The sequence below is a fragment of the Sphingomonas sp. BL-S-28 genome (assembly GCF_055521515.1).
Window position 1 is genome coordinate 3184900 of sequence record NZ_CM145484.1, and the last position, 24131, is coordinate 3209030.

The window sequence follows — 24131 nt, forward strand, 5'->3', positions numbered from 1 at the left end:
ACCCTAACGCGGCCTTGGCGCAAGGGAAGGCTGGATGAAGCGACGATCAACAGGTATGGGCGGGCAAATGTCCAAACCTCCTTTTAAATCCGGCGGCCCGAAGCGTGGCGGCGGCGGTTCGCGCGATGGCTCCTTCCGGGACGGCCCGCGCGGCGGCGCGCCCCGCGACAACAATCAGCGCGGCGACGCTCCGCGCGGCCGCGGCGATGCCCGGCGCGGCGACGATTCCGGTAATTCGCGCCGCGACGACAGGCCCACTTACTCTCGCGGCCCGCGCAAGGCCGATGAAGGCAAGTCCTTCGGCGGCCGTCCTTATGGTGAGCGCAAATCCGGCGAATACCGCAGCGACGACCGCCCCCGCGGCGACCGCAATCGACCAGACTCCAATCGCTCAGACCGCAATCGCGATGAGCGCAGCGGCGGTTCACGCGACGATCGGCGCGATGGGCAGCGCAATGACCGGCCCGCATACGGCCGGGGCCCGCGCAAGCCCGATGCCGGCAAGCCCTTCGGCGACCGTCCTTATGGCGAGCGCAAATCCGGCGAATACCGTAGTGACGACCGCCCCCGTGGCGACCGCAATCGCCCAGACCGCAATCGGGATGAGCGCGGCGGCGGCCAGCGCGACGACCGGCGTGGCGACGGCCCCACCTACAGCCGTGGTCCGCGCCGCGCCGAGGATGGCAGATCCTTCGGCAGCCGCCCCTACACCGGTCGGTCTGAGCGTGACGGCGGCGAACGCCCCCGTGGCGAGCGTTTTCGCGACGAGCGCCCCTCTGGCGCCAGCCGCTATGAAGACCGTCGCCATGAAGAGCGGCGCCCCCGCCCGGTCCGCACCGCGCCGCGCGCCGCCGCCCCCACGGCCAAGACGCCCGGAATGCCGGTGCGCGAAGGCGAACGAATCGCCAAGCTGCTGGCCCGCGCCGGTGTCGCCAGTCGCCGCGAGGCGGAACGCCTGATCATCGAAGGCCGCGTACGCCTGGGCGAAGATGTAATCGAAACGCCCTCCACCGTGCTCCCCAATCTGCGCGGCGTGACTGTCGACGGCAATCCGGTGCGAGAGGCAGAGGAAACCCGCCTCTTCATCTTCCACAAGCCTTCAGGCCTGATCACGGCGGAGCGGGACCCGATGGGCCGCCCGACCATCTACACCGCGCTGGACAATGCCCTGCCCGAAGGCGCCGGCCGCGTGATGCCGATCGGCCGTCTCGACCTCAATACCGAAGGCCTGCTGCTGCTGACCAACGACGGCGAGTTCAAGCGCGAGCTTGAACTGCCCGCCACCGGCGTGCCGCGCACTTACCGCGCCCGCACTTTCGGAGACATCACGCAAAGCCAGCTTGAAGACCTGATCGAAGGCATCGAGATCGAGGGCGTTATCTACGGCAAGATCGACGCCAACATGGAGCGTCGCACCGGGCGCAACCAGTGGATCGAAATGACCCTGACCGAAGGCAAGAACCGCGAAGTGCGCCGCGTGCTCGAACATCTGGGCCTGCAAGTCAGCCGCTTGATCCGCATTTCCTACGGGCCCTTCCGTCTGCTGGACCTGCCCAAGGGCCTGGTTGTCGAAGTCAGCGAGCGCGAACTGGAGAACTTCCGCCGCACGCTGGCCCAGAACAGCGCCAAAAACGCCCCCAAGGACACCGGCAAGGACACCGCCAAGGACGGGGGCGAGGCATGAAGCCCGCCAATGCGCGGACCGGCCTGCGCATCGTTGCGGGCGAGTGGCGCGGACGCAAGCTGGCGGCGCCGGAGGGCGACACCACGCGCCCGACGGCGGACCGCACGCGCGAGACGCTGTTTTCGATGCTGGCGAGCCGCCTTGGCACGCTTGAGGGCCTGAAAGTCGCCGATCTCTTTGCGGGATCGGGGGCGCTTGGGCTTGAGGCGCTGTCACGCGGCGCCGCGCACTGCCTGTTCGTCGATCAGGACCCCGGTGCAATCCGTGCGATCCGCACCAATATCGCCAATTTGCGCGCCCAGGGGCAGGCCGACGTGCGGGCAAGTTCGGTTATGTCGCTGGGGCAGGCGAAGGAGACCCTGGACCTCGTCCTGCTGGATCCGCCCTACGATACCGGCGCTGGCGCCGTGGCGGTCGACAAACTGAACCGGCTGGGCTGGATCGGCGAGCAGACGTGGGTCAGCCTCGAAACCGGGCGCGACGAAAGCGTGTCGATCCGCGGTTTCGAGGTCGAGTCCACGCGCGACGTCGGCAAGGCGCGGCTGCACATCCTGCGCCGCGTCCCGGACTGATCGCCCGCTACTGATCGGAGCCGATTACTTCTTCTTGTGGCTGGACTTCTTCGGCGCACTGCGCTGCACACCGATCTGGCTGGGATTGATGCAGCTGTCCTTGATCGTTGCCGAACAGACCTTGTAGGTCTGACCATCGATGGAAACCTCGGTCGGCCGGCCACGGCTGTCACGCGCGGTTACATCGGCCTTCTGCGGCGCGGCGTCCTGTGCGATGGCAGCGGCTCCAAGCGGGGCCGCGACGGCGGCAGCAGCAAGTATAAGCAAGTAGCGGGACATCCGGATTTCTCCATATGATGAAACGAACCCCGCACGGTGAAATACACTGCGCGGGGTTCGGTTCCAACTATACTTTTACAACGACAATCAGACTCCGCTGCGATTGCGGCAATTGTCCGTCACCGTCTTGCTGCACTTCGGATAGGTCTTGTCCATCGCCGTTGCCGGCGGCGGCGTCAGCGCGCCCTTATAGGGGCCGCCCTGGTAGCTCTGGTCCGCCGGCATCGCGGGGGGCACCGATTGTGCCGCCATCTTGGGATCGGGCACGCCGGTGGTCGGCATCCCCTCCCCCGGCGGATTGGCCTGCCCGGCCGGGGTCGACGGCTTCTGACCGTTGAGCTGCTGGGCAACCGCGTTCCAGGCGATCTGCTGCTGTTCCGGACTCATCTTGTAGATCTGGCCGCGCTGGTCGGGCGTCAGCGCCCAATAGCCGCGCTGCTGCTCACCAGTGAGGTTCCAGAAGTAGGCTTTGTATTCCGGCGTCCACGTATCGTAGTCGGCCTTCATATCGGCGGGCCACGAATCATACGTCGCCTTCTGCTCGGTCGTCATCGCGCCGGAATCCGAAGGCGCGGCCGGAGCCGGCGGAGCTTCGGGAGTTGGCGCAGGGTCGCCCACGGTGCTTTGGGCAAGGATGGGGCCGGACAGGGCCGCCAGCGAAAGTGCGGCAGCGCCGGCCAAAAGTTTCATACGCATGGCATCTCTCTCCATGTCTATCGCTATGCAGAAGCGACGCCCGGTGCCGGGGATTGTTCCGAAGATGCGACGAAGCGGCCTTGCGCCACGATGCCCCGTTCCCTAGATGTTCACGGGTGAACGATCTGCAATCCTCCCTGCCTGACGCCTCTTCCGACCCGTTGATCGAGGGGCTGAATCCACCCCAGCGCGAGGCGGTGCTGACCACCGAGGGGCCGGTGCTGATGCTGGCAGGGGCCGGCACGGGGAAGACAGCAGCGCTCACCCGCAGGCTGGCGCACCTCGTCCGCAGCCGCCTTGCCTGGCCCAGCGAGATCCTCTGCGTCACGTTCACCAACAAGGCCGCACGCGAAATGCGCGAGCGTGTGGGCCACCTGATCGGCCCCGCCGTCGAAGGGATGCCCTGGCTCGGCACTTTCCACGCGATCGCCGCCAAGATGCTGCGCCGTCACGCCGAACTCGTGGGTCTGCAGCCCAATTACACGATCATCGATACCGACGATCAACTGCGCGTGCTGAAGCAGCTGATCCAGGCCGAAGGACTGGATGAGAAGCGCTGGCCCGCCCGGCAACTGGCCGGCTGCATCGATCGCTGGAAGAACCGCGGGCTCAACCCCGCCGATCTCGATGCCGGCGAAAGCGAAGCCTATGCCAATGGGCGCGGACAGAAGTTCTACCAGCTCTATCAGGATCGTCTGAAGACGCTGAACGCCTGCGATTTCGGCGATCTGCTGCTCCACATGCTCAACATCCTGCGCACCAATCGCGATGTGCTGCAGCAGTACCAGCAGCGCTTCAAATACGTGATGGTGGACGAATATCAGGACACCAATCAGGTCCAGTACCTGTGGCTGCGGCTGATCGCGCAGGAACGCAAGAACATCTGCGTGGTGGGGGATGATGACCAGTCGATCTACTCCTGGCGCGGCGCGGAAGTGGCCAATATCCTGAAGTTCGAGAAGGACTTTCCCGGCGCGAAAGTGATCCGGCTGGAACAGAACTATCGCTCCACCCCGCAGATCCTCGCCGCCGCATCCGGCCTGATCGGCGAGAATACGCAGCGCCTGGGCAAGACGCTGTGGACCGAGCGCCATCCCGGCGAAAAGGTGCGCGTGATCGGCGTGTGGGACGCGCCGGAGGAAGCACGCCGCGTGGGGGACGAGATCGAGCGGCTGGAACGCGAAGGCGCCCCGCTCGACCAGATCGCCATCCTCGTGCGCGCGCAGTACCAGACGCGCGAGTTCGAAGACCGCTTCATCTCGATCGGCATGAAGTACCGCATCGTCGGCGGCTTCCGATTCTATGAGCGCGCCGAAATCCGCGACGCCCTCGCCTATCTGCGCGTCATCGCGCAGCCATCGGACGACCTTGCGTTCGAGCGTATCTACAACGCCCCCAAGCGCGGCCTTGGCGCCAAGGCGCTGGAGGCACTGCACACCCTCGCCCGCCGCCGGGGCATTCCGCTCGCCATGGCTGCGATCGAGATTGCCGATACCGACGAACTGCCCGCCCGCGCGCGCAATACATTCCTCTCGCTGATGCGCGATTTCGCACGCTGGCGCGACCTGTCGGGCACCGAAAACCCGGCCGATCTCATGCGCACCGTGCTGGACGAGAGCGGCTATACCGACGCGCTTCAGGCCGAAAAGACGCCGGAAGCTGCCGGGCGGCTCGAAAACCTGGTCGAACTCGCGCGCGCCATGGAGGAATACGAAAGCCTGGGTGATTTCCTCGAACACGTCAGCCTCGTGATGGACAACGATGCCGCCGCGGACGAGGAAAAGGTCACGATCATGACCATGCACGCGGCCAAGGGGCTGGAGTTCGACAATGTGTTCCTGCCCGGCTGGGAGGAAGGCGTGTTCCCATCCCAGCGCGCGATGGACGAAGGCGGGCTCGCCAGCCTGGAGGAGGAACGCCGCCTCGCCTACGTCGCCATCACCCGCGCGCGGCGCAAGTGCACGATCCTTCATGCCGCCAACCGCCGCATCTATGGCCAGTGGACCAGCTCCATCCCGTCACGCTTCATTGCGGAACTGCCGGACGATCATGTGGATGCGGAAACCACGCTGTCCGGCGGTGCCTCTCTCTGGCGGGCGCAGTGGACCGAAATGGCCGATCCCTTCGCCGAAGTGGCGCGGGCGCAGCCGGCGCGAACCTTGACGCGCGGCCCGGGATGGCAGCGCGCAGCGGCACAGGAATACGATCCCAAGCCGCGCCGCATTGCCGAATCGACCCGCAGTGCCGCCAGCTTCGCCTCGAAGCCGCGCACCGACATCGCAATCGGCGCGCGCGTGTTCCATGAGAAGTTCGGCTACGGCAAAGTCACCGGTCAGGAAGGCAACAAGCTTGAGATCGATTTCGAACAGGCCGGCGCCAAGCGCGTGCTGGACAGCTTCGTGAAACCCGCCGGCGACGTCTGAGCGGGTTTCCGCACCCCTCTCAGATCAAGCCAGGAACCAGTCGCGAACGCACTTTTGCTGCATATTCGCGATATTCGGGATCGACGTTGAGAATCTTCTCTTCCTCGTCCGTACGCATCCACAGCAGGATCCAGGTCAGCGCATAGATCGCGACGTTCCAGACCGAGAGATAAAGCAGCAGGTATCCGATGTGGTTGACGATATAGGCCATGTACATCGGATGGCGGACGATCCGGTAAAGCCCGCCGCTCTTCACCCCGCGATTGGCCGCAACCAGCCCGAAACTGCGGCGCAGCGAAAGCTTGGCGATGATCGACAAGGCCACGCCGCCGAGGATGAAAGTGGTCGAAACGAAGTCCGGCGCCAGTTGCACGCCGTTCGGCACGATCAGCAGCGCCGCGCCGGTGCCGCCGAAGCCCACGAGCACCGGCTTGATGCCCGTGGCCACGTCTCCCGGCCGCTGAAGAATGATCAGCACGACGCCCAGCAGTTCGGCGATCAGGAAAACCACCAGTTGCGGATGCTGCGGCACCGCAGGCAGCAGCCGGTTGATCACCAGATAGGCAAGCAGCAGCAGAAACGCGCATTCGGCAAAATGGATCAGGCGAGCCAGCGTCATCGATGTCCCCCGCCCCGCCAAAGCGGCCGGGGCATGCAATCCTTTTAATCAGGAACTGGTAAACAGCCGTTTAAGCGACTTTGGCGATCATCCGAAGGAACGAGTGTTTAGGTTCGGGAAACCATCATGGGCCTAAGGCAGCGTCGATAGGATTTTTTGTCGTAGGCCTGCCCAGATGCATGAAATCACCGTGATTCTGCGCCCGCTGCTGCTGGTTGCGCTCTTCCTGATCCCACTGGAGCGCCTGCTGCCCGCGCGGGGCAGCACCCGCCGCACCCGCGCGGGGCTGGTTGCCGACCTGCTCCACGCCACGATCGGCGCGCTGGTCATCCGCTTCGGCGCTGTCGTCCTGTTGACATGGATTTCCCCGGCCGCGCCACCAGTCAGCCTGATCGGCACCGTGCCGGTATGGCTGCAGGCCATCGTGCTGCTGCTGGTGAGCGACCTGATCATCTGGTGCGTACATCGCACCTTCCACGCCGTACCGTTCCTCTGGCGCTTTCACCGCATCCACCATTCCAGCCCACATCTCGACTGGCTGGCCACGGCCCGCGTCCATCCGGTGGAGCAAGTGATCTTTGCAACGGCCACGGCGCTGCCGATGTGTCTGGTGGCGTTCTCTCCGCTGGCGGTGGCGATCTATCTCGCCTTCTACACGATCCACGCCAACCTGCTGCACGCCGACACGCGCCTGTCGTTCGGCCCGCTGGAAGCGATTTTCACCCCGCCTCGCATCCATCACTGGCACCATGCCGACGAGGTGGAAGCCTACGACACAAACTTCGGTTCGCAACTGGTGATCTGGGACAAGCTGTTCGGCACCGCCTATCGCCCCGAAGCGGAGCGCCCTGCCCGCTTCGGCGTGGATTCGGCGCCGTCCGAAGACTTTGCCGATCATCTGATCGCTCCGTTCCGCAAACAGCCCGACAGCTCGCCCTCAAGCAGGCAGGCGCTGGAAAGCTCTCCGTCCGCCTAGCGGCCCCTCACTCGCACCTACTTTCCCTGCGAAGCCGCCTCGATCTGCGACAGCAAGGGATCCGGCACAAAGGCCGCAGCCCCATCAGGCGCGAATTCCATGATCGCCTCACCCTGGCGTGACCGGGCCTTCCACGCCGGCAGTCCCGACCCATTGGGATCGTCGGTCTTGGCGAAGTTCACGATATAACCGCTGGCGATCCTGCCCATCTGGTTGTCCCGCTCACTCGTCCCCTCGCCGTACTTGATCGCCTGCGTGGCGAGGAAGAAGGGGATGTCCGTCGCATGGCCCGCCCCCTTTCCATCGTCAGCGACCGAACTGGCGACATAGCCGAAGCGATATTCCCAGACCGGAACACCCTGATCGGCAACCAGCCCCGCGATCTGCCGCGCGCCGGCAATCATGCTGCCCGTCACGCCGCCGATATCGTCGCTGGTGGCGCCGATGATCATCGGCACCTGACGGAACTCTGCCGAAGTATAGGCCTTGCGCTGGTCCACTGCGATGCGCCCGTCCGGGAACGGACTGGCAAACGTGTGCGGCGTATCCGAAGGCGCGAAAAGCGCAGTAAGGTTCAGCCCATCCACCACATCGTCGGCGGAGAGCGCACGCAGCTTGGCCAGTGCCTCGGGATCGTCCTGCGCGATGCCCTTGCCCTCGGCAAACCGCAGGCCGGTGGCCTCTGCCGAGGCAAGATCCTGACCGAGCAGCATCTGGCCGTCGCCGCCGGACATGACCACCGCCTTGTCGAACAGTCCGTTGGCCATCGGCGAAGTGACAAGGTTGTGCACCGACATGCCGCCGGCGCTTTCGCCGATGATCGTCACATTATCGGGATCACCACCGAACGCCGCGATATTGCGCTGAACCCAGGTCAGCGCCGCGATCTGGTCCAGATAGCCGTAATTGCCCAGCAGGCCGGCGTCGGCATCTGCGGCGGTCAGCGCGGGATGCGCGAAAGTGCCGAAACGGCCGATGCGATAGTTGAAGCTGAAGAACAGCACGCCCTGCTTCGCCAGTTCGGCCCCGGAATACGTGGGCGGCGAGGCGCCGCCGTTCACGAAGCCGCCGCCGTAGATCCACACGACCACCGGCAACTTGCCGTCCGCCTTCTCGGGCCGCCAGACATTGGCATAAAGGCAATCCTCGGACGGCGGCGTGCCAAGCGGCGCGGCATCGCCGTCGAATGGCTTCTGCATGCAGTCGTGGCCATATTCGGTCGCCTTGCGGATGCCGTCCCAATCCGCCGCCGATTGCGGCGCACGCCAGCGCAAGTCTCCAACCGGTGGGGCGGCGAAGGGAATGCCCTTCCAGCTCAGGACGCCATCCGTCTCGCTGCCTTCCAGGCTGCCATTCTCAACCTGCACGAGGGTCTCCGGGTCGGCGTGCGCCGCACAGGCCGCGCCGAGGCAGAGCGATAGCGCCAGAGCCAGTCTTGCCACTCTGCCTGCCGCCCATCGCATAAGCCAACCCCTTGTCTTGAAAGACCTAGCTCTGACACAGGCCGACGGCGCCCAGCAAGCAAGATGCCGGAAAAAGCACACCAGAAAAGCAAACGGGGAGCCATTGGGCTCCCCGAAAGACTTGATCAGACTGGCTCGCGATGCGCGCTTCAGGCCAGGGCCGAAACGCCGAGGAATTCCGGGATCGGGCCGTTCCAGCCCATATCGGCCGGTTCTTGGTCACGATGGCGATTGCGGCGGTTGTCGTTGCGCGGTGCCTTTGCAGGCGCCTTCGCCTCGCGTTCCAGAGCGCTTTCGCGCAGGGCCGGAACACTTTTGCGAATGGCCGGCGCGCGTTCACGAGCGGGCCGACGTGCCGATCGGTCTTCACGATCTTCGCGAGCGCGGGGCTCGGGCCGTTTTTCGCGGCGTTCGGTACGCTCACGCTTTTCGCGGCGCGGCTTTTCCTCACGCTCGGCCGAACGCGCCGCGGAGCGCGCGGGCGCGGCATCCTCAAGCGCCACCTCGAACACCGGGATCTTGCCGCCGGTCAGCTTCTCCACGCCCTCGATCGCCTCGGCATCTTCCGGGGCAACCAGCGTGAAGGCACGACCCGTCGCGCCGCCACGGCCGGTGCGGCCGATGCGGTGGACGTAGTCGTCCGGATGCCAGGGCGTGTCGAAGTTGAAGACGTGGCTCACGCCCTTCACGTCAAGCCCGCGGGCGGCAACGTCGGAGGCGACCAGGATGTTGATCACCCCGTCCTTGAAGTTCTGCAGCTCGGCCAGACGCGCGGGCTGATCCATGTCGCCATGAATTTCGCCGGCAGCAAAACCGTGGCTCTTCAGGCTCTTGGCCAGTTCGCGCACCGTGGTCTTGCGGTTGGCGAAGATGATCGCCGTGGTCACATTGTCCGTCCGCAACAGGTGGCGCAGCACCTCCCGCTTCTTCCTGGACTGCACCGCCACCTTGTGCTGGACGATGTTGGTGTTGGTCGAGGCCGGACGCGCGACTTCGATGTACTTGGGGTTCGACAGGAAGCGGTCCGCCAGCTTCTTGATCGGCGGCGGCATCGTTGCCGAAAACAGCAGGGTCTGCCGGTTGGTCGGCAGCTTCGAACAGATGCTTTCGATGTCGGGAATGAAGCCCATGTCGAGCATGCGGTCGGCTTCGTCGATCACCAGCAGTTCGCAGCCGGTCAGCAGGATCTTCCCGCGTTCGAACAGGTCCATCAGGCGGCCCGGCGTGGCGATCAGCACGTCCACGCCTTCCTGCAGCGCCTTGACCTGATCGCCCATCTGCACGCCGCCGATCAGCAGCGCCATCTTCAGGTCGTGGTTCTTGCCGTACTTCTCGAAATTCTCGGCTACCTGCGCAGCCAGTTCGCGCGTCGGTTCCAGAATCAGCGAGCGCGGCATCAGCGCGCGGCGGCGGCCGTGGGCCAGAATATCGATCATCGGCAGCACGAAGCTGGCCGTCTTCCCGGTACCCGTCTGCGCAATGCCGATAAGGTCCTTCATCATGAGGACCGGAGGAATGGCTTGTGCCTGAATCGGAGTCGGTTCGCTGTAACCCGCGGTTTCCACCGCGTGCAGCAATTCGTCAGACAGGCCGAGATCGGCAAAGCTCATAGGCAGACTGGTTTATCCGAAGTTCAGGGAAGCAAGGGTATTCGCCGATGTAGCCATCAAAGGCATCGCAACGCGTTCAGGCCGGGGCCTTTCGTGCGTACCGAACGTACACCTGCGCGGCCCCTTTGCGCGAACCGCCCCGAAAGTCAAGGAAATCCGCGATGAGGGCGATTCTCTCCTGCCGCGTCAGTGCCCTGTGGCCACCAATTGGCGCAGCCGCGTCAGCTTGCAGTTCGATCCGCTGCGCGAAAGCAGCGTGTCCCGATCCACGCAAAGCTGCCCGTCTGCAGAACGGGAGAGCAGGAATCCCGAATAGAACGCACCGGCGCGGCAGGCCTTTTCCAGTTCGGCGCTGATGATGCGGCGGTCGCGCATGAAAAGCAGCAGGTTGCGCTGCCCTTCCGGCTGAACCCCGGCGATTCCCGCTATCGGCAGGCACTTGCCGATCTTGCGTTCCGTATAGCGCGGCGAACCGGGGCTGTCGGCCAGCGATTCCGGGCCGTCGGGATCCGGCAACGGCGCGCGGGGAGAAATGCGAATGGTCATGCGCTGTTCGATTCGGATCTGCCATGCCTCATCCGAATCGGGACGCGGAAAGGCGAAGACCGCGATCGGGTGAGCGCCCGCCGAATCGGACCAGTCCGCCGGCCAACCGCCCGGCCCCTCTCCTTCGGGCATGACATAGCGCGGCGAATCGGGCCGCACCGTTTCCGCAGGGTGCGCCGAATCGCTTTTGCCCCGATCGCTTCCGCCTGCCGCCGGGAACAGCAGCATGAGCGGGTAGAGCAGGACTGACGCAAGATTCATGAAAAGAGCTGATCCCCGAACGGCCCGGAGCGCGACAAGACCGTGCCACACCCCCTTAGCCCAGGAGCTTGAACCACCGCTTAACCCAAACGGCAAGTCGTCCCGGCAGCAAACCACGTGAAACCGATAAGCGGCTGTGCCATATCGCACGGATGACTACGACCGACAGCCCCGCCGCCGATGTCCGTTCAGCCGATGTCCGCTCCGCCGACGCTTTCCTGACCGAGGCCGAAGCGCTGCTGGGTCCGCGCGGCCTCACCACCGATGCCGACCTGCTGGCCCCCTGGCTGACCGACTGGCGCGGCCGATTCACCGGCAAGGCGCTCGCCATGGCCTCCCCCGCCACCACCGAAGAGCTTTCGGCGCTGGCCCGCCTTTGCACCCGCCACGGCATCGCCATCGTCCCGCAAGGCGGCAACAGCGGCATGTCCGGCGGCGCGACGCCCGACGAAAGCGGCCACGCCCTTCTGCTTTCGCTGCGCCGCATGAGCGCGGTCCGCCACTTCGACGTCGAAGCCCGCCAGATCACCTGCGAGGCGGGCGTCGTCCTCCAGAACCTGCATGAACTGGCCGAAGCCCAGGGCCTGCGTTTCCCACTCTCGCTGGGCGGCAAGGGCTCGGCCACGGTCGGCGGCCTGATCTCCACCAACGCGGGGGGGACCCAGGTGCTGCGCCATGGATCGATGCGCGCGCTCGTGCTGGGGCTGGAAGCTGTGTTGGCCGACGGGCAGGTCTATTCGATGCTGACGCCGCTGAAGAAGGACAATCGCGGCTTCGACCTCAAGCAGCTTTTCATCGGCTCCGAAGGCACGATGGGCATGGTCACCGCCGCCACCCTGAAGCTTTCACCCGCCGTGGCTGAGCGCGTGGTGATCTGGGCGGGCGTGCCCACGCTGGGCGCCGCGCGCAAGCTGCTGCTCCACTGCGAGGATGCGGCGGGAGACGCGCTGGAAGGATTCGAGGTGATGCCGCAGGCCTGCCTCGACGCCGTGCTGGAACACCTGCCCGATGCCCGCGCCCCGCTGGAAGGGCGCCATGGCTGGCACGTGCTGATCGAAGTCGTGGCCGACCGCACCAGTGCAGACACCCTGCGTGACCGCTGCGAGACGATGATGGCCGACGCTTTCGAGGCCGAACTGCTGGAAGACGCCGCGATGTCCGCCAGCGAGGCACAGGCGGAAGCGATGTGGCTGCTGCGCGAATCGGTCGCCCCGGCTGAGCGCGCGCGCGGACCGGCCGTGCAGCACGACATTTCCGTGCCCGTGGAGAAAATGCCGGACTTCGTGGAAACCACCGCCCCGATGATCGAGGCGAAGTGGCCCGGCACCGAAGCGGTGGCCTTCGGACACTTGGGCGACGGCAACGTGCACTATCACGTGATCGCCCCCAGCGTGACCGACGGCGCTGCCTGGCAGATCAAGGAAGGCAAGGAAATCAGCCGCTACGTGCACGATCTCGTCACCGAATGGGGCGGCTCGATCTCGGCCGAGCACGGCATCGGCCAGTTGAAGCGCGACGAACTGGCGCGTCTTGGCGATCCCGTGGCGCTCTCCATCCTGCACGCCGTCAAGCAGGCGCTCGACCCGCAGGGCCTGCTGAACCCCGGCAAGCTGATCTAGACGGCAGGCACACCGACTCGCCGGATATCCCCGTTTCGGCCCGGGAGCGTGCTTGCGTGCGCCCCCTTGGCCTTCTAAAGCCACGCTCTTGGAAATTTCCCAGACTTGCGGAGAGTATCGCAATGGCCACCGCGCCGCAGAATCCTGCCCTGCCCCTGTTCTACAAGGACCTCGTGCCGCTGAATTCCCAGCAGCACGCCAGCTGGAAGACCCGTTCGACCGACAAGGCCACCTGGCTGGTCGGCGTCAATTCGGTGCCGCTGACCGTTGAGGAATTTCCGCAGGCCCAGCGCCACTTCCCGATCATCTTCACCTCGGGCGAGAACCCGGTGCCGCTGATCCTGATGGGCATGAACGAAGGCGTGAACGTTTTCGTGAACGACGAAGGCCTGGTCACCGAGCAGGTCTATGTGCCTGCCTATGCGCGCCGCTACCCCTTCATGCTGGCTCGCCTGCGCCCGGACAGCGAAGAGCTGTCGCTGTGCATCGACCCGTCGAGCGACCTCGTCGGCGAGATGGAAGAAGGCGAAGCCCTGTTCAACGAAGGCGAGCCGACCGACGCCACGAAGAACATGCTCAAGTTCTGCGAGAACTTCGAGATCGCCGGCACCAAGACCGCCAACTTCATGGCGGAACTGGCCAAGCACAACCTGCTGATGGAAGGCGAGCTGAACATCGACATCGGCACCGGCCAGCCCTTCACCTATCGCGGCTTCCAGATGGTGGACGAAACCAAGCTGCGCGAAATGCGCGGTGACGTGCTGCGCCAGTGGAACCAGAATGGCATGCTGCCGCTGATCTACGCGCACCTCTTCTCGCTCGATCTGGTTCGCGAAATCTTCGGCCGCCAGGTTTCGCAGGGCAAGGGCCCGCAGATCCCGGTCAACGCCTGATCTTTCGGCCGCGCGCGGCCACCGAACTCAATGATGGGGTGGGATTTTTGACATTTTTGTCACAGTCCCACCCCATTCTGCATCAGGTTTTCGACGCAAGCTTGCAAACGGTATGCGGCTTGCTTCATTCTAAGGGTTGAATGTCGCCGAAGGCTTGCTATGTTGGCAATGCCTGATCGGCGCTACCCTCATGGCCCGGTCGGGTTGGTGCACATCGTGCACCTCCTCCCTGAACCTTGGCCACCTCGCGCATCGCGCGAGGTGGTTTTTTAATGTCTTCAGCAAATTAGCGGATAGAGGCGCGGCGAACCCGCAGCGCTTCGCAAGCGGCCAGCTATCGCGGCGGCCGACGAATCACCCTTTGGGGCGATCTTCCGATCACATCCTTATGGTAGCGCTGCAGCCTATTCGGCCGCCTGCGCCCATTCCTTCCCGCCCAGCTCGCTGACGCCGGCCGCCAGCCGGCGCACAAGCCCGACAAGCAGCTGAATCGTTGCCGGCAGACCCGCGCCCGGTTCGGACAGGCGCGCATCCAAATAACAGCTGCGGTCCACCTCAAGCTGCATGGCGTGAATGCCCCCAGCAGGCCCGGCGTGACGTTCCAGCACATAGCCGCCCGCATAAGGTCGATTGTGCGCAGCAACCTGCCCATTGGAGGCAAACCAGGAAAAGGCGCTAGCAATCAGGCTGCCGTGGCAGGTGGCGCCGAAACGGTCCCCCACCACGAATCGCGGCGCTTCGCCGCCCAGCCGGGCCGGTAACGGAGGCATCGAATGCAGGTCGAGCAGCAGCGCTGCCCCCCACCGCTGACGCAGATCGATCAGGCGCTTCCCCAGCGCCTCATGATAGGGCTGGTGGATACCGTCGATGCGCGCAGCAAGGTCGGCGCGCTCATGCCGCCGACGCCACAATTCGCCTACGCCGGGCAGACGCCGGGGAATCAGCCCCAGTCCGCTACGCGCGCGCCGGCTTGGCATGCCGGGCGATTCGGGGCGGGCGGAGCGGCCGAACATTTCCCAATCGATGTCATCGGGTGCGCGGTTGAGATCGATCATCGCGCGCGGCGCATGGGCCAGCAGCAGCCCTGCCCCAGTCTCCCGCGCGACCGCCTGGGCGATCCTGTCTACGTAACGATCCTCCAACCGCAGCGCGACCGAATCGGGATGCCGCAGATCGTCCAGAAGTGAGCGTGGATAGGCGCGGCCCGCATGGGGTACCGCGATCAGAACGGGCAGAACGGACGGTTCTGCCCCCTCGAACGTGAAGGCTGGAATGCCTGGAGCGCCGGGAATCCAGCCGCCCGCCAGTTTCTGCGAATCACTCTCGCCCGAAGCCGATGCCATGCCTAAAGGCTGGCGCTTTGGCCCGCGCAAGTCAAAGCGTCCCGTAACCGGTCACCCGCTTTTTCCGGACGAGAATTTTAACCGGTTAAGCGCTATGCCTATGGCCTTAACCAGCGCGACGCGCTGCGCGCGAACGATTCAGGACAGAAAGCCGATGATCCGCATCCTGCTTGCCGAAGACGACCAGGCCATGCGCACCTACCTTGCCAGGGCACTGCAGAACGCCGGATACGACATTACCGCCGTCGATCGCGGCACCGCCGCCTTACCCCTGTTGGAGAGCGAACATTTCGACCTGCTCCTCTCCGACATCGTCATGCCCGAAATGGACGGCATCGAACTGGCGCAGCGCTGCGCCGACGTTTCGCCGACGACGAAGGTCATGTTCATCACCGGTTTTGCCGCTGTCACCCTGCGCGCCAGCCGCGAGGCGCCGCACGCCAAGGTGCTGTCGAAGCCCTTTCACTTGCGCGATATCGTGATGGAAGTGCAGCGCGTCTTCGGCCTTTCCGAACACGCGCAGCTTTGATCCTTTTCATCCACAGGTCTTCCACAGGCCGGAAAATCGGCCGCCGAACTTTTTTGAAGAATCGGGTTGCCAACCCCTGAGGTCACCGTTAGAGGGCCACTCCACCGAGCGGCACTACGGCGCCGCAACGGACCAACCGAATGGTGTGGGCGTATAGCTCAGTGGTAGAGCACTATGTTGACATCGTAGGGGTCGCAAGTTCAATCCTTGCTACGCCCACCATTCGAGAAACCCCGGAAATCCTCGGATTTCGCGGGGTTGTTCTTTGCCCATCGCACAGCCACCCGGCGTAAGCCGCAACTGCACCGCCGCATTTCGCGCTTGCCCGTCGGCTCCCCAGACGGAACATCGACGGGAACGCCAATCGCACGGGGCAGCGGCAGCCATGTTCGACGAGATTCGGAGCGAGATGGCTCGGCGCAGCCGGCCCGAACGCGCCAGCCTGACCGCAGAGATGCACAGCCGTAAGCTGCCACCCTTCTCCGCCCCTGCCCGCCTGATGCAGATCGTGCTGCTCGCCAGCGAAGCCGAACTGGACGCCGCCGCAGTTCATTTCGACGCGGGCCGCCTCAATGCCAGCGGCGCCCGCCATGCCGTGATCGATCTGGGCGGCGCAACGCTCGTCTGGGAACGCCACAGCGAGTTCGCCACATACAACTTCATCATCCCCGGCGCTTTCGATGCTCCGTTCGATGAGGAAGCCTTCGCCCGCTTCGTCGCGCCATGGCTGGGACGGATGCCGGGCGCGATCATCCGCGCCAGCTTTCTGGCGATCTGCCGCACCGGCGATCCCGGCCGCCTGCCCCAGCAGTGGGAACAATGGTTCCACGCCGACGATCTGGTCGTCTGCGACGTGCATGACGGCCATGCGCGCATCTGGTCCGACTTCCGCCTCCACGGCGGCTTCGGACGTATGTTCGTGGCCGTGCGGGACGACGATCCCCGCCGCATTCCGGCGCTGGCCCAATCGCTGCTGGAGCTTGGCAACTATCGCAAGCTCGCCCTGCTCGGCCTGCCCGCCGCGCAGGAGCATGGCCCGGAACTGCGCCGGATCGAGGAAGAGCTTGCCCAGCTAAGCGGCGATATCGACCGGGAGGCGCGCCCGCGCGAGGAACTGCTCCATGCGATCGGCGGGCTTGGCTCGCGGCTTGCCCAGATCACCGCCGCCACCCGCTATCGCATGAGCGCCACGGCCGCCTATGCCGCGATCTGCGACGATCGCGTGCAATCGCTGGCGGTCAGCGCTGTGGGCGGCGGGCAGACGCTGGTGGGCTTCACCCAGCGCCGGCTGCACCCGGCCGTCCAGACTTGCGCCAGCTTCGTGCAGCGGCTCGACGATCTGGCCGGGCGCGTCACCTGGACGGCCGAACTGCTGCGCACGCGCATCGATACCGAGATCGCCGCCCAGAATCGCGACCTGCTCGCCTCGCTCGACCGGCGAAATGCCATGCAGTTACGTCTTCAGCAGACGGTGGAGGGCCTCTCCGTCGCGGCGATCTCCTACTACTCGGTCAGCCTCGTCGGCTATCTGGCAAAGGCATCGCACGCGGCATGGCATTGGCCGGATTACGAACTGGCCACCGGGATCAGCGTGCCCTTCGTGGTCGCCTTCGTCGCCTGGACCACACACCGACTGCGCAAGGCCCACAGCGATCACTAGAGTGTTTTAGAGGCTGTTTGAAAAATGCCCGCGGGGCATTTTTGATGCGGCACCGGCCCTCTCCCCCACCCGACCACCCAGCAGGGTACACTCGTGGGTGGTCGGGTGGGGGAGAGGGCCGGTGCCGCGAAATTCGCATTCCGCGAATTTCCAAACGATCGCTTGGGACAGTCGATCCCGCACCACGCAAGCGCACTGCCGCGCATTGCGCGTCGCCGGGCCGATACCTGCCTTGCTAAGCGCCGCGCCGCTGCCTAAGAGACCCCCAAATCTCATCCCCAGGGGAGTTTTCTGGAATGGCGAAAATCAAGGTCAAGAACCCCATCGTCGAGATGGACGGCGATGAAATGACGCGGATCATCTGGGAATGGATCCGTGAACGACTGATCCTCCCCTACCTCGACGTCGACCTCAAGTACTACGACCTCTCGGTCGAGAAGCGTGACGAGACGAGCGACCAGATCACCGTCGACGCCGCCAACGCCACCAAGGAATATGGCGTTGCCGTGAAGTGCGCGACGATCACGCCGGACGAAGCCCGCGTCACCGAATTCAACCTCAAGAAGATGTGGAAGTCGCCCAACGGCACGATCCGCAACATCCTGGGCGGCGTCGTGTTCCGCGAGCCGATCGTGATCTCGAACGTTCCCCGCCTGGTTCCGGGCTGGACCGACCCGATCGTCGTCGGCCGTCACGCTTTCGGCGACCAGTACAAGGCCACCGACACCCTGATCCCGGGCGCCGGCAAGCTGCGCCTCGTCTGGGACGGTGAGAACGGCGACAAGATCGACCTCGACGTGTTCGACTTCCCGGCTCCGGGCGTCGCCATGGCGATGTACAACCTGGACGAATCGATCCGCGACTTCGCACGCGCCTCGTTCAACTACGGCCTCAACCTCGGCTGGCCGGTCTACCTGTCGACCAAGAACACGATCCTCAAGGCCTATGACGGCCGCTTCAAGGATCTGTTCCAGGAAGTGTTCGACAACGAAGGCTTTGCCGAGAAGTTCAAGGCTGCCGGCATCCACTACGAACACCGCCTGATCGACGACATGGTCGCCTCGGCGCTCAAGTGGTCGGGCAAGTTCGTCTGGGCCTGCAAGAACTACGACGGCGACGTGCAATCGGACACCGTTGCACAGGGCTTCGGCTCGCTGGGCCTGATGACCTCGGTCCTGCTCTCGCCCGACGGCAAGACCGTCGAAGCGGAAGCCGCCCACGGCACCGTGACCCGCCACTACCGCCAGCACCAGCAGGGCAAGGCGACCTCGACCAACCCGATCGCCTCGATCTTCGCCTGGACGCGCGGCATCGCCTATCGCGGCAAGTTCGACGAGACGCCGGAAGTGGTGAAGTTCGCCGAGACGCTGGAGCAGGTCTGCATCGAAACCGTCGAAAGCGGCAAGATGACCAAGGACCTCGCACTGCTGATCGGTCCGGACCAGAACTGGATGACCACCGAGCAGTTCTTCGAGGCGATCGTGCAGAACCTCGAAGCCAAGATGGCAAGCTGGGGCTGAGCCTTATCGCCTGACTGGACTTTAGTTCAAGTAAGACCCTCCGCCGCAAGGCGGGGGGTTTTTCTTTGGCCTCAGGTCAGTTCGGCTGCATCGGGGCTCACGCGGTCTCAGTCCCCTTCGAGAAAACTGCATTAGGAACCTCAAACTCGTCGCCCCCGCGAAGGCGGGGGCCCCGCTTTTGAGTTCCCGCGGAGACGCAGTGGGGCCGTGGCAAAACGACATCCCTGCGCCTCTGCGCGATCAAAAAGAAAAAGCGGGATCCCCGCCTTCGCGGGGATGACGGAGTTGTTGGGACTGGAGCTAGCACTTGATTGAATAGCCTTGGCGCCCGCTCTGCGCCCCCATCCCCCACCATCAGGCGAAGGCTTCCTCGCCCTCCAGCTTGGTGCGATGCATCAGGCGCCCGCTGTTGGCCGGATACCAGGTGGCGCGGTGCATGGTGCCGGTGTTGTCCCAGATCACCGTCTCACCCAGCGACCACTTGTGGCGATAGACGAAGCGCGGCTGCGTCGCCCAGTCGCGCAGGCGCACCAGCAGTTCCTCGCTCTTGGCCCAGTCCATGCCGACCACCTGCTGCGCGGTATTGCCCAGCACCAGCGACTTGCGGCCCGATTCGTGGGTCCAGACCAGCGGCAGCGTGTTCTCCCCGCGCGACTTCCAGCCCATCAGCAGCTCGTAGCTGGGCTCTGGCTGGTGATAGAGTTGCGAGCGCCAGAGCGAGTGGACCACTTGCAGCCCCTCGATCGCGGCCTTGTCCTCATCGGAAAGCGCATCGTAAGCGGCGTAAGTATTGCAGAACTCGGTGTCCCCGCCCTCTTCGGAAAGCTTGCGGCTTGACAGGATCGAGGCGCGGATCGGCACTTGCGACATGGTGCCGTCGATATGCCAGAAGAACGCGCCCTTCAGGTAATCGGCATTGGGATTGATCCGCGTGTCCAGCGTGATCGGATAGACGTTGTCACCGTCTTTGCCCGCCTGCTCATGCACTTCATGCGCGAAAGTACCCAGCGTCTTGGTGAAGGCGATCTGCTCTTCATCGGTGAAGTGCGCATCCTGAAAGACCAGCACGCCGCGCGCTTCCAGCAGATCGCGGATTTCCGCCGCGCGGGCGCCGGACAGAAGCGTCTCCTTGTCCGCCCGGATCACCGCGCCGATCGCGGGCGCGGCATCGGAAACGCTCCAGTGGGTGGATGGAATCGAAGTCGTTGCCATCGAATACTCTCCCAGACGCTCTGTGGCGCTCATTGCTGAACATTAGTACAGCACGCGCGCAAGTAGCGTCAAGGACGACGGCATCCCCTCCCGAACGCAAAAAGAAGCCCGCCGGACCTGAGTCCGGCGGGCCGCAAAGGATGACTGGAGGCGCCCCCCAGCGCCTTGATCCCAGCCTTATTCGAAAGGCTCTTCGCCTTCGAGCTTGGTACGGTGCATCATGCGGCCGCAAGTCGGGTCATAGGCCTCGGCACGGTGCATGGTGCCGGTGTTGTCCCACATGACCAGATCGCCGACTTCCCATTCATGGCTGTAGGTGAACTCTTCGCCCGTGGCCCATTCGCGAAGGCCATGGATGATCATCGCGCTTTCCAGCGCCGACTTGCCGACCACCTGCGCGGACGTGCAGCCGATCACCAGACTCTTGCGGCCGGACTTGTGCTTCCACACCAGCGGCAGTTCCTGCTCGCCGATCTGGGCATAGCCCTGCAGCTTGGCCAGGCTGGGCTCCGGCTCGTAATAGAACAGGCTGGCCCAGGGGCCATGCACCACGCGGTACTGTTCGTATTCGGCCTGCTTGTCGGCGGGCAGATCCTCGAACGCAGCGTAAGTATTGGCGAAACCGGTGTTGCCGGTGCCACGCGGGCTGGGCACGCGGCACGAAAGCAGCGAGGCGAGAATCGGCACGTCGTTGCGGGTGCCGTCGATGTGCCAATAGAGCGAGCCCTTCAGGTACTCGGCGCTCATCGGGTTTTCCTTGGCGTCGAGCGTGATCTTCGAGATCACTTCCTCACCGCCCTTGCGCTCCGGCGCGAACGTGCCCAGCGTCTTGGTGAAGGCGATCTGCTCTTCGTCGCTGAAGTTCACTTGCGGGAACACCAGCACGCCGCGCGCTTCCAGCAGGTCGCGGATTTCCGCCGCGATCTCGCCCGAAAGCAGTTCTTCCCTGGTATTGAGGACGCGGCTGCCGATCTTCGGCTTGAGCGCCTCTGCCTTCAGCTGGGTCTTGGTGGCGACCGACATCGTGCAAACTCTCCAATTGCTTCACGCGCCGCGCGGGGCGGCGGTTCAGGGGAGTAATATCATGCCCTGAACGCCTGTTCAAACAGACGTGGATTGCCGCTGCAATCAATCGCCGACGCGCGTTTGTGCTATTTCGTTTCCAGAAGCTCAGGATTTGGTGTCAGGGCCCAGTGTCAGGGCTTGGCCTCAAGCCGGCTCAACCACGATTCCACGGTCGCCCGCGCCTGCGCGTGGCCGGCAGTGACGCCCAGCCCTTCCTCCATCACGATACAGCGGCCGATCCCTGCCAGCATCACCGCAAGGCCTGCCGGATCGAAGCCCTCCACCGCTTTCAACCGGTCGCCGAACAGATGTTCGATGATTTCCACCTGGCGCGCCCGCATGGCTACGCTGTGCTCCGCCATCTTCTCGCGCACGGCGGGGCGGTGGTTGGCCAGCGCCATGAATTCCAGCGACATCGCGGTGCGACTGGTATCGACGAAAAAGCCCCAGAGCGCACGCACCGGGTCCGGGCTGGCCAATGCATCCTCGATCATGCCGTCGCTGTCCGCAGCACCCTGGCGGCAGACTTCGAGCAGCAGGTCATCGGTGGTGGGGAAGTAATAGTGCACCAGCGACGGCTTCAGCCCAGCGCGTGCGGCCACGCGGCGGGTGCTGGCAGCGGCGTAGCCTTCGTCCCGGATCAGGTCGACCGCCGCTTCCACGATCCGCGCCCGCGTGGCCGAGGTTTCCGCCCCGATCCTGCGCGCCGCCGATTTCTGCGGCACCTCCGACTTCTGCTGCACCCCTGCCATCTGAACTCCTCTGAAGATCGCCATGGCCTAGGGCGGCTGACACGCAAGATCAACCAAGCCCGACTTACTTGCTTTTTGTTCCTGTTATGTTCACAATGTTGGAATGCGAGTCCACAAGGGCAGAGGTGCCGTCTCCGGACAGGCCAGCACGCGCTTCAACCTTCCCCAGCGGGAGGCGGATGGCGACTGGCTGGATGCGTCGGTCGACATCGATGGGGAGCCGCCGCCACTACGAACCACGGTTACGGAACTGACGCCGCGCACGATCCTATCCTTCAACAAGTCCCCCGACGTGCCGTTCGATCGTTCGATCAATGCCTACAACGGCTGCGAACATGGCTGCATCTATTGCTTCGCCCGGCCGACGCACGCCTATCACGACCTTTCGCCGGGCCTCGATTTCGAAACGAAGCTGTTCGTGAAGCCGCAGGCCGCCCAATTGCTGCGCGAAACGCTGGCAAAGCCCACCTACCGCCCTGCCCCCATCGCCATGGGCACCAATACCGACCCCTACCAGCCGATCGAGGCGCGCTATCGAATCACCCGGCAAGTGCTGGAACTCTGCCTGGAGGTGCGCCATCCGGTAACGATCACCACCAAGTCGGACCGGGTGGTGCGCGACCTGGATATCCTGTCAGAACTGGCGCGGCACAACCTGACCCATGTCGCCGTATCGGTAACGAGCATGGACCCAGCCCTCTCCCGCCTGTTGGAACCGCGCGCCGCCGCGCCGGCGAAGCGCCTTGCCGCGCTGGGCAAGCTGGCAGAGGCCGGTGTGCCCACGCATGTATCGGTGGCGCCGGTAATCCCGGCAATCACCGACACTTATATCGAAGGCATCCTGGAAGCGGCGGCCGAGCGTGGGATTCGCAGCGCCTCGTGGATCATCGTGCGCCTGCCCCACGAAGTCGCCCCGCTGTTCCGCGAGTGGCTGAACACGCATTTTCCGGATCGCGCGGGCAAAGTCATGGCCACGATCCAATCGATGCGCGAGGGGCGCGACAACGATCCGCAGTTCTTCTCCCGCATGCGGCCGGACGGCGTGTGGGCGCAAGTGTTCCGGCAGCGCTTTGCCATTGCGATGCGCCGCCTCGGCTTCGACAAGCCGCAACTCTCGCTCGACTGCTCGCAATTCCGGCCGCCCAGCCGCGACGGGCAACTCGCTCTGTTCTAGACAAAAGCACTTTCCCCTGCGGTCGTGTCGGCGCCCGGCCCGCCCGCCTAGGTCTTGCCCTGAAGCAAGGGAGAAGCGCCGATGTCCGATACCGCCATCACCACGGAGCCCATCGCCATCGAAACGCGTGGGAGCGTGGAAATTGTCACGCTGAACCGTGCCGACGTGCTCAACACGTTCGACGAAGGCATGACGTTCGCGCTACGTGAATACTTCGCTGCCCTGCCCGGCCGGCAAGACGTGCGCGTGGTGGTATTGCGCGCCGATGGCCGCCATTTCAGCGCCGGGCTGGATCTGGCCAGTTGGGACAACGATCGTTCGCGCGGTGCCTTGCAGCATTGCTGGCATCTCCAGCGCTCGATCGCCGGGTTGCTGGAACTGATGCGCGCCTGCCCGCAGCCGATTATCGGCCTTGGCCACGGCGCGGCATGCGGGGCAGGATTCTCGCTGCTGCTGGCCTGCGACATTCGCTATGGCACGCCGGACCTGCGAATGAATGCGGCCTATATCAAGGTGGGTCTTGGCGGCTGCGATCTGGGGTGCAGCTATTTCCTGCCGCGTATGGTCGGCGCCTCCGTGGCGGCCGAATACATGCTGACCGGCCGCTTCATGGAGGCGGAAATCGCGTTGCGGCACGGGCTGCTCGGCCTGATCGCCCCGCGCGAAGACTTGCTGGACCGGGCGATGGCCGTCGCGGACGAGATGCTGGCCAATGCGCCGATGGGCCTTCGCCTCACCAAGGATGCGATCAACCGCAACCTCGACGCGCGATCGCTTTCCGACGCGATGGCGCTGGAAGACCGGCAGCAAGTAATGATGCTGATGAGCGAGGATTTCGCCGAGGGCGTCTCCGCCTTCCGCGCCCGCCGCGCGCCCGAATACCGGGATCGCTGAAACCGGACGCAGGTTCAGGTGTTCTCTCCTCCATCGAAAGGGACAGGACAGGAGCCCGAAATGGAGGAACGGATCGTAGAGACCAAGCGCGCACCCGAAGCGCCGGTCCATAACACCACCATCATCCGCGAACGCTCATCGGGCGGCACGGGGATCGTCATGGCGCTGGTGCTGCTGGTTGCGGTGGTGGGCGGCATCTATCTCTTCAGCCGCCAGACGGAGAGCCAGAACGCCCGCGACAACGCCGTGGCCAATGCCGCGCAGGATGTCGGCGACGCCGCGAACAAAGTGGGCGACGCGGCGCAGGATGCCGCGAACAACCTTAACCACAAGGATTAAGG

22 protein-coding genes and 1 tRNA gene are annotated in these 24131 nt (G+C 64.7%); 13 read left to right on the forward strand and 10 right to left on the reverse strand.

The features are described from left to right. Window positions 1-67: 67 nt before the first annotated feature. Both ACZ1JC_RS23635 and rsmD read left to right on the forward strand, forming a co-directional pair. Window positions 68-1684 carry a pseudouridine synthase gene (locus ACZ1JC_RS23635; RefSeq protein WP_465137846.1) on the forward strand — a complete coding sequence of 539 codons (1617 nt, stop codon included), beginning with the start codon at window positions 68-70 and terminating at the stop codon, window positions 1682-1684. Continuing rightward, on the forward strand, window positions 1681-2256 hold the full coding sequence (gene rsmD, locus ACZ1JC_RS23640) for a 16S rRNA (guanine(966)-N(2))-methyltransferase RsmD (protein ID WP_465137845.1): 576 nt from the start codon (window positions 1681-1683) through the stop codon (window positions 2254-2256). The genes ACZ1JC_RS23635 and rsmD overlap by 4 nt, the downstream gene beginning before the upstream one ends. A gap of 24 nt (window positions 2257-2280) precedes the next feature. Here rsmD and ACZ1JC_RS23645 read toward each other — a convergent pair whose 3' ends face one another. After that, complete coding sequence (locus tag ACZ1JC_RS23645) at window positions 2281-2535, reverse strand: hypothetical protein (protein ID WP_465137844.1); 255 nt, start codon at window positions 2533-2535, stop codon at window positions 2281-2283. 87 nt (window positions 2536-2622) lie between these two features. After that, window positions 2623-3231 carry a hypothetical protein gene (locus tag ACZ1JC_RS23650; RefSeq protein ID WP_465137843.1) on the reverse strand — a complete coding sequence of 203 codons (609 nt, stop codon included), beginning with the start codon at window positions 3229-3231 and terminating at the stop codon, window positions 2623-2625. 116 nt (window positions 3232-3347) lie between these two features. Here ACZ1JC_RS23650 and ACZ1JC_RS23655 point away from each other — a divergent pair, with 116 nt between their 5' ends. Further along, the gene (locus ACZ1JC_RS23655) at window positions 3348-5654 is read left to right on the forward strand and encodes an ATP-dependent helicase (protein ID WP_465137842.1); all 2307 of its coding nucleotides are present in this window, start codon (window positions 3348-3350) and stop codon (window positions 5652-5654) included. A gap of 19 nt (window positions 5655-5673) precedes the next feature. Here ACZ1JC_RS23655 and ACZ1JC_RS23660 read toward each other — a convergent pair whose 3' ends face one another. Then, window positions 5674-6273: a methyltransferase family protein gene (locus tag ACZ1JC_RS23660; protein ID WP_465137841.1), complete on the reverse strand. Its 600-nt coding sequence runs from the start codon at window positions 6271-6273 to the stop codon at window positions 5674-5676. A gap of 175 nt (window positions 6274-6448) precedes the next feature. On the opposite strand from ACZ1JC_RS23660, the gene ACZ1JC_RS23665 reads away from it, so the two are divergent. Continuing rightward, window positions 6449-7249 carry a sterol desaturase family protein gene (locus tag ACZ1JC_RS23665; protein ID WP_465137840.1) on the forward strand — a complete coding sequence of 267 codons (801 nt, stop codon included), beginning with the start codon at window positions 6449-6451 and terminating at the stop codon, window positions 7247-7249. A gap of 17 nt (window positions 7250-7266) precedes the next feature. On the opposite strand, the gene ACZ1JC_RS23670 is transcribed toward ACZ1JC_RS23665, so the two are convergent. From ACZ1JC_RS23670 to ACZ1JC_RS23680, 3 genes are all read right to left on the reverse strand, one after another. Continuing rightward, a complete protein-coding gene (locus tag ACZ1JC_RS23670; RefSeq protein WP_465137839.1) occupies window positions 7267-8691 on the reverse strand; it encodes a carboxylesterase/lipase family protein in 1425 nt (474 codons plus the stop codon). Window positions 8692-8861: 170 nt separating this feature from the next. Next, window positions 8862-10322, reverse strand: coding sequence for a DEAD/DEAH box helicase (locus ACZ1JC_RS23675; protein WP_465137838.1), 1461 nt, complete (start codon window positions 10320-10322; stop codon window positions 8862-8864). Window positions 10323-10508: 186 nt separating this feature from the next. Continuing rightward, the gene (locus ACZ1JC_RS23680; RefSeq protein WP_465137837.1) at window positions 10509-11129 is read right to left on the reverse strand and encodes a hypothetical protein; all 621 of its coding nucleotides are present in this window, start codon (window positions 11127-11129) and stop codon (window positions 10509-10511) included. 152 nt (window positions 11130-11281) lie between these two features. Between ACZ1JC_RS23680 and ACZ1JC_RS23685 the strand changes: the two genes are divergently transcribed. Both ACZ1JC_RS23685 and ACZ1JC_RS23690 read left to right on the forward strand, forming a co-directional pair. Beyond that, window positions 11282-12748, forward strand: coding sequence for an FAD-binding oxidoreductase (locus tag ACZ1JC_RS23685; protein WP_465137836.1), 1467 nt, complete (start codon window positions 11282-11284; stop codon window positions 12746-12748). A gap of 122 nt (window positions 12749-12870) precedes the next feature. Beyond that, window positions 12871-13641: a SapC family protein gene (locus ACZ1JC_RS23690; protein WP_465137835.1), complete on the forward strand. Its 771-nt coding sequence runs from the start codon at window positions 12871-12873 to the stop codon at window positions 13639-13641. 404 nt (window positions 13642-14045) lie between these two features. Here the strand turns inward: ACZ1JC_RS23690 and ACZ1JC_RS23695 are convergent, their stop codons facing one another. Continuing rightward, window positions 14046-14984, reverse strand: coding sequence for an N-formylglutamate amidohydrolase (locus ACZ1JC_RS23695; RefSeq protein WP_465137834.1), 939 nt, complete (start codon window positions 14982-14984; stop codon window positions 14046-14048). Window positions 14985-15138: 154 nt separating this feature from the next. Here ACZ1JC_RS23695 and cpdR point away from each other — a divergent pair, with 154 nt between their 5' ends. From cpdR to ACZ1JC_RS23715, 4 genes are all read left to right on the forward strand, one after another. After that, window positions 15139-15513, forward strand: coding sequence for a cell cycle two-component system response regulator CpdR (gene cpdR, locus ACZ1JC_RS23700; RefSeq protein ID WP_465137833.1), 375 nt, complete (start codon window positions 15139-15141; stop codon window positions 15511-15513). A gap of 147 nt (window positions 15514-15660) precedes the next feature. After that, a tRNA-Val gene (locus tag ACZ1JC_RS23705) sits at window positions 15661-15735 on the forward strand. Window positions 15736-15898: 163 nt separating this feature from the next. After that, the gene (locus ACZ1JC_RS23710; RefSeq protein WP_465137832.1) at window positions 15899-17173 is read left to right on the forward strand and encodes a DUF3422 family protein; all 1275 of its coding nucleotides are present in this window, start codon (window positions 15899-15901) and stop codon (window positions 17171-17173) included. Between the two features lie 296 nt (window positions 17174-17469). After that, on the forward strand, window positions 17470-18693 hold the full coding sequence (locus ACZ1JC_RS23715; protein ID WP_465137831.1) for an NADP-dependent isocitrate dehydrogenase: 1224 nt from the start codon (window positions 17470-17472) through the stop codon (window positions 18691-18693). 354 nt (window positions 18694-19047) lie between these two features. On the opposite strand, the gene ACZ1JC_RS23720 is transcribed toward ACZ1JC_RS23715, so the two are convergent. The 3 genes from ACZ1JC_RS23720 to ACZ1JC_RS23730 all read right to left on the reverse strand — a co-directional run bounded on the left by ACZ1JC_RS23720 (window position 19048) and on the right by ACZ1JC_RS23730 (window position 21722). After that, window positions 19048-19905, reverse strand: coding sequence for a TauD/TfdA dioxygenase family protein (locus ACZ1JC_RS23720; RefSeq protein ID WP_465137830.1), 858 nt, complete (start codon window positions 19903-19905; stop codon window positions 19048-19050). Between the two features lie 177 nt (window positions 19906-20082). Further along, the gene (locus ACZ1JC_RS23725) at window positions 20083-20928 is read right to left on the reverse strand and encodes a TauD/TfdA dioxygenase family protein (RefSeq protein WP_395327191.1); all 846 of its coding nucleotides are present in this window, start codon (window positions 20926-20928) and stop codon (window positions 20083-20085) included. 173 nt (window positions 20929-21101) lie between these two features. Further along, complete coding sequence (locus ACZ1JC_RS23730) at window positions 21102-21722, reverse strand: TetR/AcrR family transcriptional regulator (protein WP_465137829.1); 621 nt, start codon at window positions 21720-21722, stop codon at window positions 21102-21104. 103 nt (window positions 21723-21825) lie between these two features. Between ACZ1JC_RS23730 and ACZ1JC_RS23735 the strand changes: the two genes are divergently transcribed. The 3 genes from ACZ1JC_RS23735 to ACZ1JC_RS23745 all read left to right on the forward strand — a co-directional run bounded on the left by ACZ1JC_RS23735 (window position 21826) and on the right by ACZ1JC_RS23745 (window position 24129). Continuing rightward, on the forward strand, window positions 21826-22896 hold the full coding sequence (locus tag ACZ1JC_RS23735; protein WP_465137828.1) for a PA0069 family radical SAM protein: 1071 nt from the start codon (window positions 21826-21828) through the stop codon (window positions 22894-22896). An 81-nt stretch (window positions 22897-22977) separates the two neighbouring features. Beyond that, window positions 22978-23790 (forward strand): enoyl-CoA hydratase/isomerase family protein, encoded by an 813-nt coding sequence (locus ACZ1JC_RS23740; RefSeq protein ID WP_465137827.1) that lies wholly within the window; start codon window positions 22978-22980, stop codon window positions 23788-23790. A 60-nt stretch (window positions 23791-23850) separates the two neighbouring features. Beyond that, window positions 23851-24129, forward strand: coding sequence for a hypothetical protein (locus ACZ1JC_RS23745; RefSeq protein ID WP_465137826.1), 279 nt, complete (start codon window positions 23851-23853; stop codon window positions 24127-24129). Window positions 24130-24131: the final 2 nt, after the last annotated feature.